At 49.7% G+C, this 13,884-nt stretch carries 12 protein-coding genes; 7 read left to right on the top strand and 5 right to left on the bottom strand.

From position 1 onward, the window contains the following. Positions 1 to 290: 290 nt before the first annotated feature. On the top strand, positions 291 to 1,280 hold the full coding sequence (locus tag JQN59_RS11400) for a 2-hydroxyacid dehydrogenase (RefSeq protein WP_003833196.1): 990 nt from the start codon (positions 291 to 293) through the stop codon (positions 1,278 to 1,280). A gap of 112 nt (positions 1,281 to 1,392) precedes the next feature. After that, positions 1,393 to 1,812, top strand: coding sequence for a heat shock protein HslJ (gene hslJ / locus JQN59_RS11395; RefSeq protein WP_048216300.1), 420 nt, complete (start codon positions 1,393 to 1,395; stop codon positions 1,810 to 1,812). Positions 1,813 to 1,825: 13 nt separating this feature from the next. Here hslJ and JQN59_RS11390 read toward each other — a convergent pair whose 3' ends face one another. Continuing rightward, the gene (locus JQN59_RS11390; RefSeq protein ID WP_003833199.1) at positions 1,826 to 2,092 is read right to left on the bottom strand and encodes a putative hemolysin; all 267 of its coding nucleotides are present in this window, start codon (positions 2,090 to 2,092) and stop codon (positions 1,826 to 1,828) included. A gap of 274 nt (positions 2,093 to 2,366) precedes the next feature. Between JQN59_RS11390 and nifJ the strand changes: the two genes are divergently transcribed. From nifJ to ttcA, 5 genes are all read left to right on the top strand, one after another. Beyond that, positions 2,367 to 5,891, top strand: a complete 3,525-nt coding sequence (gene nifJ / locus JQN59_RS11385; protein ID WP_103015383.1) for a pyruvate:ferredoxin (flavodoxin) oxidoreductase — start codon at positions 2,367 to 2,369, stop codon at positions 5,889 to 5,891. A 367-nt stretch (positions 5,892 to 6,258) separates the two neighbouring features. After that, positions 6,259 to 7,386, top strand: a complete 1,128-nt coding sequence (gene ompC, locus JQN59_RS11380; RefSeq protein ID WP_149607272.1) for a porin OmpC — start codon at positions 6,259 to 6,261, stop codon at positions 7,384 to 7,386. Between the two features lie 147 nt (positions 7,387 to 7,533). Then, the gene (locus tag JQN59_RS11375) at positions 7,534 to 7,746 is read left to right on the top strand and encodes a KTSC domain-containing protein (RefSeq protein WP_103015385.1); all 213 of its coding nucleotides are present in this window, start codon (positions 7,534 to 7,536) and stop codon (positions 7,744 to 7,746) included. Positions 7,747 to 7,827: 81 nt separating this feature from the next. Next, the gene (uspF, locus tag JQN59_RS11370; RefSeq protein ID WP_003833207.1) at positions 7,828 to 8,262 is read left to right on the top strand and encodes a universal stress protein UspF; all 435 of its coding nucleotides are present in this window, start codon (positions 7,828 to 7,830) and stop codon (positions 8,260 to 8,262) included. A gap of 198 nt (positions 8,263 to 8,460) precedes the next feature. Then, positions 8,461 to 9,396: a tRNA 2-thiocytidine(32) synthetase TtcA gene (gene ttcA / locus JQN59_RS11365; protein ID WP_149607273.1), complete on the top strand. Its 936-nt coding sequence runs from the start codon at positions 8,461 to 8,463 to the stop codon at positions 9,394 to 9,396. 78 nt (positions 9,397 to 9,474) lie between these two features. On the opposite strand, the gene dbpA is transcribed toward ttcA, so the two are convergent. The 4 genes from dbpA to JQN59_RS11350 form a co-directional block, all read right to left on the bottom strand. Beyond that, entirely contained in the window at positions 9,475 to 10,848 is a 1,374-nt protein-coding gene (gene dbpA / locus JQN59_RS11360; protein ID WP_149607274.1) for an ATP-dependent RNA helicase DbpA, read from the bottom strand. Between the two features lie 28 nt (positions 10,849 to 10,876). Then, on the bottom strand, positions 10,877 to 11,044 hold the full coding sequence (gene ynaL, locus JQN59_RS27175) for a proline-rich small protein YnaL (RefSeq protein WP_095533097.1): 168 nt from the start codon (positions 11,042 to 11,044) through the stop codon (positions 10,877 to 10,879). Positions 11,045 to 11,319: 275 nt separating this feature from the next. After that, on the bottom strand, positions 11,320 to 12,303 hold the full coding sequence (gene zntB / locus JQN59_RS11355; protein ID WP_149607275.1) for a zinc transporter ZntB: 984 nt from the start codon (positions 12,301 to 12,303) through the stop codon (positions 11,320 to 11,322). Positions 12,304 to 12,457: 154 nt separating this feature from the next. Then, entirely contained in the window at positions 12,458 to 13,567 is a 1,110-nt protein-coding gene (locus JQN59_RS11350; protein ID WP_032943572.1) for a methyl-accepting chemotaxis protein, read from the bottom strand. Positions 13,568 to 13,884 lie beyond the last annotated feature (317 nt).

The following is a 13,884-nucleotide window of genomic DNA, read 5'->3' as shown; positions in this document are numbered from 1 at the left end:
GTGGCCCATCGTTTTGCTTCAGAGTGAGTCAGCATAACCCCTCCCGATAATTGCTACCTGTATAAGCGTAGCTGTCCGGATGTGATTCGGCTGGCTTTTTACCTGCCGCGATATTCAGGTGTTGAGTTGGATAGAAAAATATCCAGTTGTTGAAATTGTGTAACCTGCCCACACTAACAACAGATACGCTGAAATTATTCATTACGCCTATGACTATCAATAACTTTTTAGATTTTGTAAAATAATTTGAATTGGATTAATGTGACGTCAAAATCACTGGAGAAAGTCTTATGAAACTCGCCATCTATAGTACAAAACAGTACGACAAGAAGTATCTGCAGCAGGTTAACGAGGCTTTTGGTTTTGAACTTGAATTCTTTGACTTTCTGTTGACGGAAAAAACAGCGAAAACCGCCCATGGCTGTGAAGCTGTGTGCATTTTCGTCAACGACGATGGCAGCCGCCCCGTTCTGGAAGAACTGAAAAAGCATGGCGTGAAATACATTGCGCTGCGTTGTGCCGGGTTCAATAACGTCGATCTCGACGCAGCAAAAGAGCTGGGTCTGCAGGTGGTTCGTGTTCCAGCTTATTCACCAGAGGCCGTCGCTGAGCATGCGATTGGCATGATGATGACGCTGAATCGCCGTATTCACCGCGCTTATCAGCGTACCCGTGATGCCAACTTCTCTCTTGAGGGGCTGACCGGTTTTACTATGTATGGCAAAACCGCTGGGGTGATCGGTACCGGTAAAATCGGTATCGCTGCGCTGCGGATCCTGAAAGGTTTTGGTATGCGTCTGCTGGCGTTCGATCCTTACCCGAGCGCTGCTGCGCTGGAGTTAGGCGTTGAATATGTCGATCTTAAAACGCTGTTTGCAGAGTCAGATGTCATCTCTCTGCACTGCCCGTTAACACCGGAGAATTATCATTTGCTCAATCACGAAGCCTTTGAGCAAATGAAAAACGGCGTGATGGTCATTAATACCAGTCGTGGTGCATTGATCGACTCACAAGCCGCTATCGATGCGCTGAAAAACCAGAAAATTGGTTCTCTGGGTATGGACGTGTATGAGAACGAACGCGACCTGTTCTTTGAAGATAAATCTAATGATGTCATTCAGGATGATGTATTCCGTCGTCTGTCAGCCTGCCATAACGTGCTGTTTACCGGTCATCAGGCATTCCTGACCGCAGAAGCGTTAACCAGCATTTCTGAGACCACGCTGCAGAATCTGGCCCAAATCTCTAAAGGCGAGACCTGTCCAAACGCCCTCTTCTAATACCTGTGCTCCCCTGGCGTCAGGGGAGCATTTTCAGACAATCACCGATGATAAAACATTCAGTATCATTATTATATTGAATGTATTCCCGTCACAAACGTAGAGAAATTTAATGAAGAAAGTTGTCACGTTGATTGCGCTCAGCATGCTGATGGCTGGCTGTGTGAGCAATGGAAAAGTTTCCGTCAATCGCGAACAGTTGCAGCATCACCGCTTCGTTTTGCAAAGCGTGAATGGTAAAGCCGTCACCGCCACCAACAACCCACCTGAGTTAAGTTTTGGCGAAAACATGACGGTATCAGGAAAGATGTGTAATCAATTCCACGGCCAGGGCAAGCTGTCCGACGGTGAGTTGAAGGTAAAAGATATGGCGATGACGCGTATGATGTGCGCCGATCCACAGCTTAACGCGCTCGACGGGATCGTCAGCGAAATGTTTAAGCAAGGCGCACAGGTCGATCTGACTGCTGACCAGTTAACGCTGGCGACAGCAGAACAAACGCTGACGTATAAACTCGCGGATTTAATGTAGGAAACGTGGTGGCTTAATAGCTCCCACAACTTCCGGCGGCAAGCGACTGCTCACTACAGCGTTTGCCGTTGGGTAGCGCACACATCCCGATAGCAGAACCATCCAGTTGACGAGCAACAGAGAGCGAACCGCCAATCATGGCGCAATTAGCTTCTCCTGAACTGGACATTGCTGCCTTCATGCCCGGTGCGACATGCGCGGCGGTTGCCTGCTGAACAGGTTCGCTGCTACAAGCCGATAATAATAACGCGGCACATCCTACCCAAAACGCTGCGCGCATCTTACTCCCCTCTGAATATTAACCAAACGACACAGCCATAAATAATAGGCAGCGGAAACACCGCCGTCGAGAGGCAAAATACGCATTTATGCGTACTGTTTACATTTTCTGGCAATTTTTTGCCTGCTCCTTTGATCAAACCATTCATTCTGTTTATTCCAGGGACACAAAAGCGAAAATCTGTCTTTAGCGCTTTTGCTAAAATAGAAAGATAACTACAGGACTCGCCGCTGTTACGCGTGTCCCTCTTTTTGCGCAATGTAAGGGTGTCAGTATGATCACAATTGACGGTAATGGTGCGGTTGCTTCAGTCGCATTTCGTACCAGCGAGGTTATCGCCATCTACCCGATTACGCCCAGTTCGACGATGGCTGAACAGGCAGATGCCTGGGCCGGGAACGGGCTTAAGAACGTGTGGGGGGATACCCCTCGCGTCGTAGAAATGCAGTCAGAAGGTGGCGCGATCGCAACCGTTCATGGCGCGTTGCAGACCGGTGCGCTCTCTACGTCGTTTACCTCATCGCAGGGCCTGTTGCTGATGATCCCAACGCTGTACAAACTGGCCGGTCAGTTGACCCCGTTTGTACTGCACGTTGCGGCTCGTACAATTGCTACTCACGCATTATCAATCTTTGGCGATCATTCCGACGTGATGGCGGTGCGCCAGACAGGATGTGCGATGCTGTGTGCCAGCAGCGTTCAGGAAGCACAGGACTTTGCGCTGATTTCGCAAATAGCCACCCTGAAAAGCCGGGTTCCGTTTATTCATTTCTTTGATGGTTTCCGTACATCCCATGAAATCAATAAAATTGTGCCACTGGCCGACGACACGATCCTCGGACTGATGCCGCAGGCGGAAATCGATGCTCATCGCGCTCGGGCGCTTAATCCTGAGCATCCGGTTATTCGCGGTACGTCTGCGAACCCGGACACCTATTTCCAGTCACGCGAGGCAACAAACCCGTGGTACAACGCGGTTTACGATCATGTAGAACAGGCGATGAACGATTTCGCCGCAGCGACAGGTCGCCAGTACCAGCCATTTGAATATTACGGCCATCCTCAGGCTGAGCGCGTCATTATCTTAATGGGCTCGGCGATTGGAACCTGCGAAGAAGTCGTTGAAGATCTGCTGGCACGTGGCGAGAAAGTTGGCGTTCTGAAAGTGCGTCTGTTCCGTCCATTCTCTGCCAGACATTTACTGCGCGCGCTGCCGGAAACCGTACGCAGCATCGCCGTCCTGGATCGCACCAAAGAACCCGGCGCACAGGCAGAACCGTTGTATCTGGACGTAATGACCGCGTTAGCAGAAGCCTTTAACTGTGGCGAGCGAGAAACGCTACCGCGCGTGATTGGCGGACGTTATGGCCTTTCTTCCAAAGAGTTCGGTCCAGACTGCGTGATGGCAGTCTTTAATGAGCTGAGCAGCGCGAAGCCGAAACCTCGCTTTACGGTCGGTATCTATGATGATGTCACCAACTTGTCGCTACCGTTACCGGAAAACACCCTGCCCGGTACGGCTAAGCTCGAAGCGCTGTTTTACGGGCTGGGCAGCGACGGTAGCGTGTCAGCCACCAAAAACAATATCAAAATTATTGGTAACTCGACGCCATGGTATGCGCAAGGTTATTTCGTCTACGACTCGAAAAAAGCAGGCGGTCTGACAGTCTCCCACCTGCGCGTTAGCGAGCAGCCTATTCGATCAGCGTATCTGGTTTCACAAGCCGATTTTGTTGGCTGTCACCAGCTGCAATTTATCGATAAGTATCAGATGGCCGAGCGCCTGAAACCAGGCGGTATCTTCCTGCTTAATACGCCATACAGTGTGGATGAAGTCTGGGGTCGTCTGCCACAGGAAGTTCAGGCGGTACTGAATCAGAAGAAAGCCCATTTCTACGTGATTAATGCGGCCAAAATCGCCCGCGAATGCGGTCTGGCAGCGCGTATTAACACCGTTATGCAAATGGCCTTCTTCCATTTGACGCAAATCTTACCCGGCGACAGCGCGTTGGCTGAATTGCAGGGGGCGATTGCGAAAAGTTACAGCAGTAAAGGACAGGACCTGGTTGAACGTAACTGGCAGGCTCTGGCCCTGGCGCGCGAATCCGTCGCCGAAGTAGCACTCCAGCCGGTTGATCCGCACAGCGCAAACCGCCCACCGGTGGTTTCTGATGCCGCACCTGATTTCGTGAAAACCGTCACCGCGGCAATGCTCGCCGGTCTGGGTGATGCCCTCCCCGTATCCGCGCTGCCGCCAGACGGTACCTGGCCAATGGGCACCACGCGTTGGGAAAAACGCAATATCGCCGAAGAGATCCCCATCTGGAAGGAAGAACTGTGTACCCAGTGTAACCACTGCGTTGCCGCTTGCCCGCACTCGGCAATCCGCGCCAAAGTGGTTTCACCTGAAGCGATGGAAAACGCCCCTGCCAGTCTGCATTCTTTGGATGTGAAATCACGCGATATGCGCGGTCAGAAGTATGTCCTGCAGGTTGCACCAGAGGATTGCACTGGCTGTAATCTGTGTGTCGAAGTTTGCCCGGCAAAAGATCGCCAAAACCCGGAAATCAAGGCCATCAATATGATGTCGCGCCTTGAGCATGTTGAAGAAGAAAAAGTTAACTATGACTTCTTCCTCAATCTGCCGGAGATCGACCGCAGCAAGCTTGAACGCATTGATATCCGTACCTCGCAGTTAATCACTCCGCTGTTTGAATATTCCGGCGCCTGTTCTGGTTGTGGTGAAACACCGTATATCAAACTGCTTACGCAGCTGTATGGCGACCGCATGCTGATCGCTAACGCGACCGGCTGTTCATCGATTTATGGCGGTAACCTCCCTTCAACGCCGTATACGACCGATGTCAATGGTCGTGGACCTGCGTGGGCAAACTCTCTGTTCGAAGATAACGCCGAGTTTGGTCTGGGCTTCCGCCTGACGGTGGATCAACACCGTGTGCGCGTCATGCGTTTGCTGGAGCAGTTTGCGGATAATATTCCGTCTGAACTGAATGACGCCCTGCATGCTGAAGCGACGCCAGAAGTACGCCGTGAGCAAGTTGCTGCGCTGCGCCAGCATCTGAAAGATGTCGAAGGTGCACAACAACTGTTAACCGATGCCGACGCGCTGGTCGAGAAGTCCATCTGGCTGATTGGCGGCGACGGCTGGGCTTATGATATTGGTTTTGGCGGACTGGATCACGTCCTGAGTCTGACCGAGAACGTCAATATTCTGGTGCTGGATACCCAGTGTTACTCCAACACGGGTGGACAAGCGTCGAAAGCCACACCGCTTGGGGCGGTTACCAAGTTTGGTGAGCATGGCAAGCGCAAGGCTCGCAAAGATCTTGGCGTCAGCATGATGATGTACGGGCATGTTTATGTCGCACAGATTTCTCTGGGCGCCCAGTTGAATCAGACGGTCAAAGCTATCCAGGAAGCTGAATCCTACCCCGGCCCGTCGCTGATTATCGCGTATAGCCCATGTGAGGAGCATGGCTATGATCTCGCGCTAAGCCACGATCAGATGCGTCAACTCACGGCTACCGGATTCTGGCCGCTGTACCGCTTTGACCCACGCCGAGCAGACGAAGGTAAGCTGCCGCTGGCGCTCGACTCGCGCCCACCGTCAGATGCGCTGGCCGAAACATTGCTTAACGAGCAGCGTTTCCGCCGCCTGAACGCCCAACAGCCAGAAGTTGCAGAACAGCTGTGGAAGGATGCGACGGCTGATTTGCAAAAACGCTACGACTTCCTGGCCCAACTGGCAGGCAAAGCGGAAAAGAGCGGTACCGAATAATACGTTTTTCTCAGTATTAGCCCGGAACCAAAAAAAAAGCCCGAACAGTTGTTCGGGCTTGTCAATTTATTCGCTGGCTAATTAATAAGTGTCATCAATATACCAACGAAAAATAAAACGTGACAATAAAGGCATATAACACGCGCAGAATAGCCCAACAAAATTCAATTGTATAATTTTTATTTTATATATATTTTCATTAACTCATTCATGTCAACTATCACTATTTCCGTAGAATTATTTGTTTAAGGTTTTACTTAAGACGTAACAATTCATATTTATCTCTTTACGGAACTTCTCCTTTAGCATGCTTTTACTCCCTACATGGGTAGTCACAGGTTAATAAAAAAACTAAAGGATTATTTCAATGAACAGAAAAGTACTGGCTCTCGTAATTCCTGCCCTGCTGGCTGCAGGCGCTGCTCACGCTGCAGAAGTTTATAATAAAGACGGCAACAAATTAGATCTCTACGGAAAAATTGATGGTCTGCGTTACTTCTCTGACGATGCCAGCAATGATGGCGATCAGACTTATTTCCGTGGCGGCTTCAAAGGCGAAACTCAGATTAACGATATGCTCACCGGCTATGGCCAGTGGGAATATCAGGTAAATGCCAACACTACTGAAAGCAACCGCAGCAACAACTTTACTCGTCTGGCCTTTGCAGGTCTGAAATTCGGCGACTACGGTTCATTCGACTACGGTCGTAACTACGGCGTTATGTACGACGTAGAAGGTTGGACCGATATGCTGCCAGAATTCGGTGGCGACTCTTACACCAAAGCCGACAACTTCATGACCGGCCGTGCAAACGGTGTTGCAACCTACCGCAACACCGACTTCTTCGGTATGGTGAACGGTCTGAACTTCGCGCTGCAGTACCAGGGTGCGAACGAGCAGAAAAGCGACGAATACAACCAGGAAGGTACCGGCAATGGTACTGGCCGTAACGTTCAGAACTCTAACGGTGACGGCTTCGGTCTCTCCTCTACCTACGATCTGGGTATGGGCGTAAGCTTCGGTGCGGCTTACACCACGTCTGACCGTACTAACGAGCAGACCACTGCGGGTGGCGACGTTGCTGGCGGTGACAAAGCTGATTCCTGGACTGTCGGTATGAAATACGACGCGAACAACATCTATCTGGCAACCATGTATGCAGAAACTCGCAACATGACTCCATACGGTGATAGCGGCGTAGCCAACAAAACTCAGAACTTCGAAGTAACTGCACAGTACCAGTTCGACTTTGGTCTGCGTCCGTCCGTTTCCTTCCTGATGTCTAAAGGTCAGGATCTGGGCGCTAACGGATCTGACGGCGACAAAGATCTGGTTAAATACGCAGACATCGGTGCGACTTACTACTTCAACAAAAACATGTCTACCTACGTTGATTACAAAATCAACCTGCTGGATGAAGACGATAGCTTCTACACCAGCAAAAACATCTCTACTGATGACGTAGTTGCTGTAGGCCTGGTTTACCAGTTCTAAGTTCGTCAGCCCGCTGGCAACGGCGGGCTATCCTTATTTTCTGTGTAACTCTGTTTTATCTCATTCAAAACATTATATCTGTTGCGTTAAAACACATCTCTGATAGATGATATCTTGCATTAAGGTCTGTAGTAGAGGATACCTGCAATGAATCATCATCCTGTAAAATCATCCCGTATTGCATCCATCGGATATGACGAATCCTCTTGCACGCTAGAAATTCGCTTTCACCAGTTGGCTACGCTGCAATATCAGCAGGTCCCTGCCCGTATTTTTCGTGATTTCCTGATCGTGGTCTCTAAAGGCCGATTTTACGATGGGGTAATAAAAGGCAAATTTCCTGAAATCAAAATAAAGTGATGCCAAAATGTGATCGTTGTCATTGTACATAAAGTGCCATTACGCGGTAAGCTTTACGTGGATACTTAAACAGGAGGTTTTATGAACAGAACGATTCTTGTACCCATCGATATTTCAGACTCAGAATTAACTCAACGCGTTATTGCCCATGTTGAAGCAGAAGCAAAGATCGACGATGCACAGGTTCATTTTTTGACCGTCATTCCGTCATTGCCCTATTACGCTTCCCTGGGACTGGCCTACTCGGCAGAGTTACCGGCCATGGACGATCTGAAAGCCGAAGCGAAATCTCAACTGGAAGAGATTATCAAGAAGTTCAATATCCCAACGGACCGAGTGCACGTTCATGTCGCAGAAGGTGCGCCGAAAGACAAGATTCTGGAGATCGCTAAAAAATTACCGGCTGATATGGTCATTATTGCCTCACACCGACCTGACATCACCACCTACCTGCTGGGCTCTAACGCCGCGGCGGTAGTGCGTCACGCGGAGTGTTCGGTACTGGTAGTCCGCTAAGCTTTCTGGCCCGCACATCGTTGCGGGCTTTTTGTTTCTACGCCTTATCCCCCTCGATTCCTGTCCTAAATGTGCTGACATTTTTCCCGCTTATCCGTACCATACACGCCACAGTTTTTATATCAGACTTCTTTTGCCGGACTATCCGGCGTGATGCATACTCTTCTGATGCCACACTATGAATTGAGCCTCTATTAAATGTCGCAAAATCAAGATATTAGCAAGAAAGAACAATACAACCTGAACAAATTGCAAAAACGTCTGCGTCGTAACGTGGGCGAAGCCATTGCCGATTTCAATATGATTGAAGACGGCGATCGCATTATGGTGTGCCTTTCCGGCGGGAAAGACAGCTATACCATGCTGGAGATCCTGCGTAATTTGCAGCAAAGCGCCCCGATCAGTTTTTCCTTAGTTGCGGTTAATCTCGATCAAAAACAACCCGGTTTCCCGGAGCACATTCTGCCAGAGTATCTGGAACAGCTGGGCGTTGAGTATAAAATTGTTGAAGAAAACACTTACGGGATCGTCAAAGACAAAATCCCTGAAGGCAAAACGACCTGCTCGCTCTGCTCTCGCCTGCGTCGCGGCATTCTGTACCGTACGGCAACCGAGTTAGGTGCCACCAAGATTGCGCTCGGCCACCATCGCGACGACATCCTGCAAACGCTGTTTTTAAACATGTTCTACGGCGGGAAAATGAAAGGCATGCCGCCGAAGCTGATGAGTGATGACGGTAAGCACATCGTGATCCGCCCGCTGGCTTACTGCCGTGAGAAAGATATCGAGCGTTTCTCCGAGGCGAAAGGTTTCCCGATTATTCCGTGCAATCTGTGCGGCTCACAGCCTAACCTGCAGCGTCAGGTCATTGCCGACATGCTGCGTGACTGGGACAAACGCTATCCAGGCCGCATTGAAACCATGTTCAGCGCAATGCAAAACGTTGTACCTTCACATCTGAGCGATATCAATCTGTTCGATTTTAAAGGCATTAAGCACGGCTCAGAGGTTGTGAACGGCGGTGATTTAGCGTTCGATCGTGAAGAGATCCCGCTGCAGCCTGCGGGCTGGCAGCCAGAAGAAGATGATGCTCAACTGAATGAATTACGCCTGAACGTGGTGGAAGTGAAGTAAGCGTCTGTCAGGCCTACAACGTGCATAAGCGCCTGTAGGCCTGATAAGCGGAGCGCCATCAGGCGCCCCAACGGGTAGTTATTTCAATAACCGGACCCGGCAAGTCTTGCCTTTAATCTTACCGTTTTGTAATTGCTTCCACGCCTTGTGCGCTATGTTCTGGCGGACGGCGACATAGACGTGTGCCGGATGAACAGTAATTTTGCCGATATCAGCGCCATCCAGGCCAATGTCACCGGTCAGAGCCCCCAGAACATCGCCAGGACGCATTTTCGCTTTTTTACCGCCATCAATGCATAACGTCGCCATCTCTGCTTCCAGCGGCAGGATTGAGCCGTTAACTGGCGCAGTTAGCCAATTCAGCTTCAGTTGCAGCATTTCAGAAAGAATGTTGGCACGCTGCGCTTCTTCCGGCGCACAGAAGCTAATCGCCAGACCGCTGTTGCCGGCACGCGCAGTTCGTCCGATACGGTGGACGTGGACTTCCGGATCCCACGCCAGTTCGAAGTTAACTACCAGCTCAAGTGATTTGATATCCAGGCCACGTGCAGCCACATCGGTTGCGACCAGGACGCGCGCGCTACCGTTGGCAAAACGAACCAGCGTCTGATCGCGATCGCGCTGTTCCAGGTCGCCATGTAATGACAGTGCGCTTTGCCCTGCCGCATTCAGTGCATCACAAACGGCCTGACAATCTTTTTTGGTGTTACAAAAAACCACGCACGATGCAGGTTGATGCTGGCTGAGTAGCTTTTGCAGCAGCGGAATTTTTCCGTGGCTGGAGGTTTCGAAAAACTGCTGTTCAATCGCCGGTAACGCATCGACCGTATCAATTTCAATCGTTAATGGATTTTGCTGTACCCGGCCACTGATAGCAGCAATGGCTTCCGGCCAGGTTGCGGAAAACAGCAAAGTCTGACGTGACGCAGGCGCAAAGCGAATGACATCATCAATCGCATCGCTAAAGCCCATATCCAGCATGCGGTCGGCTTCATCCATAACCAGCGTATTCAGGGTATCCAGAGAAACGGTGCCTTTTTGCAGGTGGTCAAGTAAACGACCCGGTGTGGCAACAATAATATGTGGTGCATGTTGCAGGGAGTCACGCTGTGCGCCAAAAGGTTGCCCACCGCACAGCGTTAAGATCTTGGTGTTTGGCAGGAAGCGCGCTAAACGACGCAGTTCACCCGCCACCTGGTCGGCAAGCTCGCGCGTTGGGCACAGTACCAGAGACTGCGTCTGAAACAGCGCGGCATCAATATGCTGTAATAGCCCAAGACCAAAAGCAGCCGTTTTGCCACTGCCGGTTTTAGCCTGCACGCGAACATCTTTACCCGCCAGGATTGCCGGTAACGCAGCAGCCTGAACAGGCGTCATTTCAAGATAGCCCAGCTCGTTAAGATTCTCGAGTTGAACAGCAGGTAAAACATTCAGGGTTGAAAAAGCGGTCACAATTTAATCTCGCGGTAAAAACTCACATTCAGCAGGCGCGTATCCTCGCAGATCTGTGCCCGTGATGCGACAATTTAATCGGTTCTTCATCCGGCGGCGGATCCGGCATGGGCTGCGGACGAGGTATGGGATCGGGAATGGGAACCGGATCGGTCGGTAGCGAATCAGTGTTCGACGTTGCAATCAGACAGGTCATATACCCCTCCAGTCATTCAGGTTGACTCTTTTAGGGTAGACGCTGATTTCCTGCAGGCAAAAAAAAGCCGACTAATCTAAGTCGGCGTCGTACGAATCAATTGTGCTATGCAGTAATTCAAAAAAGGAAGTAAGACAATATGGAGCGCAACGCCCATCGCTTGACGTTGCATTCACCTGCGAGAGAGATATTGCCCCGAATAGGTAGATGGTTTATTGACTTCGCTCAAAAATCAGGACGTTTTCATGCGCAAAATCCACTAAAAAACGTTGTTGTTACAACCATTTACTACGGTGCAACCATAAAGTAACACCACCAATCAGGACCACTAACAGAATACAAAAAAGTGAGAAACCAAACTGCCAACCACCGCCGGGGATACCGCCGAGGTTAACGCCGAAAAGCCCAGTTAAAAATGTGCTGGGAAGAAAAACCATAGCCATCAATGACATTGTATACGTTCGGCGAGCCAGAGACTCCTGCATCACCTGCGCAATTTCATCCGCCATAATACCGGTCCGGGCAATACAGGCGTCTATTTCATCCAGCCCTCTCCCCAGCCTGTCAGCGATATCCTGCATCCGTCTCCGATGGTCGTCGGTCATCCAGGGTAAACGTTCACTCGCCAGACGGGCATAGACATCACGCTGTGGTGCCATATAACGGCGCATCACAATTAGCTGCTTACGCAGTAAAGCCAAAAAACCACGCGGTGGGATCTGCTGATCGAGCAGGTTATCTTCCAGATCAATAATCTTGTCGTGCAGCTGTTCGATAAATTCGCTGGCATGGTCGGTTAGCGCATCACACACATCCACCAGCCAACTGCCACAATCAGCCGGTCCTGTCCCTTCCTGGAGATCGCTGACCACATCATCCAGTGCCAGCACTTTGCGCTGGCGGGTTGAGACAATCAGACGTTCATCCATATATAAACGCATCGCCACAAGTTGGTCAGGACGCTCGTCGGTGCTGCCGTTAATACAGCGCAACGTGATCAAGGTACCTTCCCCTACTTTGCTTACGCGTGGTCGGGTGCTTTCGCCCGCCAGCGCATCACGCACATTGTTGGGAAGAAGAGGTGTTGTCGCCAACCATTGGGCGCTTTCAGGATGAGTGTAATTAAGGTGTAGCCAGCAGGGATGCTGACTATCAATTACATCATTATCGCTCAGCGGTTTTACGCCACCTCGACCATCCAGCAGCCAGGCAAACACGGCATCCGGCACATTAACATCCTTTCCCTTAATGGCTTCCACAGCGCCTCCACAAACATTCAGCCTTTTTCGTTAGTCTAGCTGTCAGAATATGTTAAGCAATATCTCATTGTCCCATTGTGCTGAAATGATTCATAAAAGTCTCTGATAACAGGAAAAGCGCTAACGAATACGACGCTTGCTTCGAGATACCCGGTTAAGCCCGCTGCCATCTCGCTGACTCAAGAGCGTTACTTAAGCGAAATTTATGTGTTCGCGACTGGAGATCAATCACCTGGTTTTTCAGGATACCTGAGGAATCAGAAAGCTCATCAACCATAATGGCATTACTTTGGGTTACATTCTCCAGTTCGGCCAGTGCATGAGTAATTCTGATAATTCCTTTCTCCTGCTCCTGTGTAGTGGTTAATATCTCGCCCATCAGTTGGTTTAATTGACCGGCACCACCGACAATATCATGCATATTTTTTTCTGCTTCACGCACAATAGCTGCACCTTGCTGAACATTTTGATGGGTTTGCGCAATCAGCTGCTTAATATTCTTAGCAGCATCCGCACTTCGGTGTGCAAGCATTCTGACCTCACCGGCCACCACGGAAAAACCTTTGCCATGTTCACCGGCCCTCGCCGCTTCCACGGCAGCATTCAATGCCAGAATATTTGTCTGGAATGCGATACCATCAATTAGCGTAATAATTTCCGTCATCTGCTGTGCACATTCGGTGATTGAACGCATATTTGTCGCAACCTGCACCATTAATTCGCCACCCTGAATGGCGCATTGCGTGGCAACTGTTGCCTGGACGCTGGCGATTTGCGTGTTGTCAGCATTATTTCGCGTATTAACGGCTATCTCATCCATATTAGCAGCCGTCTGCATCAATGCTCCGGATTGTTGTTCCGTTTTCACTGAAAGCTCGGCGCTGCGTTCCGCAAGCTGTTCAGAGAGCGCCATCGCCGTTTGTGAGGATGTTCTGATCTCATTAACGAGTGTTGAAATATTACTCGATAAACTATTGATGCCCGGTATTAGTCTACCTGCACAATTATTACCAAACTCAGGAATACTGATCGCCAGATTCCCAGACGTCACTTCCTCAATGCTCCTTTTTACCGTATTGATCGGCATGACCAGGTATTTCGTCATATACCACCATAAGCATAATATAGAAATAACGCTTACCACATTTGTACCAATTATAATTTCCGGCGCGGCCGAGAAAATCATCTCAACAATATTGAGAGCAACTGCCGAAATGAGCAGAAATAAAATAATGAAGGTTCTGACGCTAATATCATTTAACATTTTAGTCCTGTGCACTAAGAAATTATGTAGATATTATTTTTTATAGCACCTGCAATGCAGAATGCCATTGCTCTGCGACGAAAGCTGAACTTTCAATGAGAGCCTGCAATCCTTTTACTTAAGGCAAGAAATTACACCTTTTATTCCTGTTAGTTCAGTGTTTTATTCCATCAAATGGCTGTGATGATGCCAGTCATCAGGTTATTGTGATGACAAGCACATGGAGAGCATAAAACACACAGAACTATAAATTTGGTGAATGTTTATATAAGTAATGGCTCGTTATTTTCACTATCTTCCTGTTTCCTCTAATACCA

Source organism: Citrobacter sp. B72, assembly GCF_016894305.1.
Taxonomy (GTDB): Bacteria; Pseudomonadota; Gammaproteobacteria; order Enterobacterales; family Enterobacteriaceae; genus Citrobacter; species Citrobacter portucalensis.
Note: the sequence above shows the minus strand (reverse complement) of the source record. Positions and strands in the feature narration are given on the sequence as shown.

Excerpts from the sequence above, each read along its gene's own strand:
- JQN59_RS11400 (WP_003833196.1), top strand. The coding sequence starts at position 291 with ATGAAACTCGCCATCTATAGTACAAAACAGTACGACAAGAAGTATCTG.
- hslJ (WP_048216300.1), top strand. The coding sequence starts at position 1,393 with ATGAAGAAAGTTGTCACGTTGATTGCGCTCAGCATGCTGATGGCTGGC.
- JQN59_RS11390 (WP_003833199.1), bottom strand. The coding sequence starts at position 2,092 with ATGCGCGCAGCGTTTTGGGTAGGATGTGCCGCGTTATTATTATCGGCT.
- nifJ (WP_103015383.1), top strand. The coding sequence starts at position 2,367 with ATGATCACAATTGACGGTAATGGTGCGGTTGCTTCAGTCGCATTTCGT.
- ompC (WP_149607272.1), top strand. The coding sequence starts at position 6,259 with ATGAACAGAAAAGTACTGGCTCTCGTAATTCCTGCCCTGCTGGCTGCA.
- JQN59_RS11375 (WP_103015385.1), top strand. The coding sequence starts at position 7,534 with ATGAATCATCATCCTGTAAAATCATCCCGTATTGCATCCATCGGATAT.
- uspF (WP_003833207.1), top strand. The coding sequence starts at position 7,828 with ATGAACAGAACGATTCTTGTACCCATCGATATTTCAGACTCAGAATTA.
- ttcA (WP_149607273.1), top strand. The coding sequence starts at position 8,461 with ATGTCGCAAAATCAAGATATTAGCAAGAAAGAACAATACAACCTGAAC.
- ynaL (WP_095533097.1), bottom strand. The coding sequence starts at position 11,044 with ATGACCTGTCTGATTGCAACGTCGAACACTGATTCGCTACCGACCGAT.
- JQN59_RS11350 (WP_032943572.1), bottom strand. The coding sequence starts at position 13,567 with ATGTTAAATGATATTAGCGTCAGAACCTTCATTATTTTATTTCTGCTC.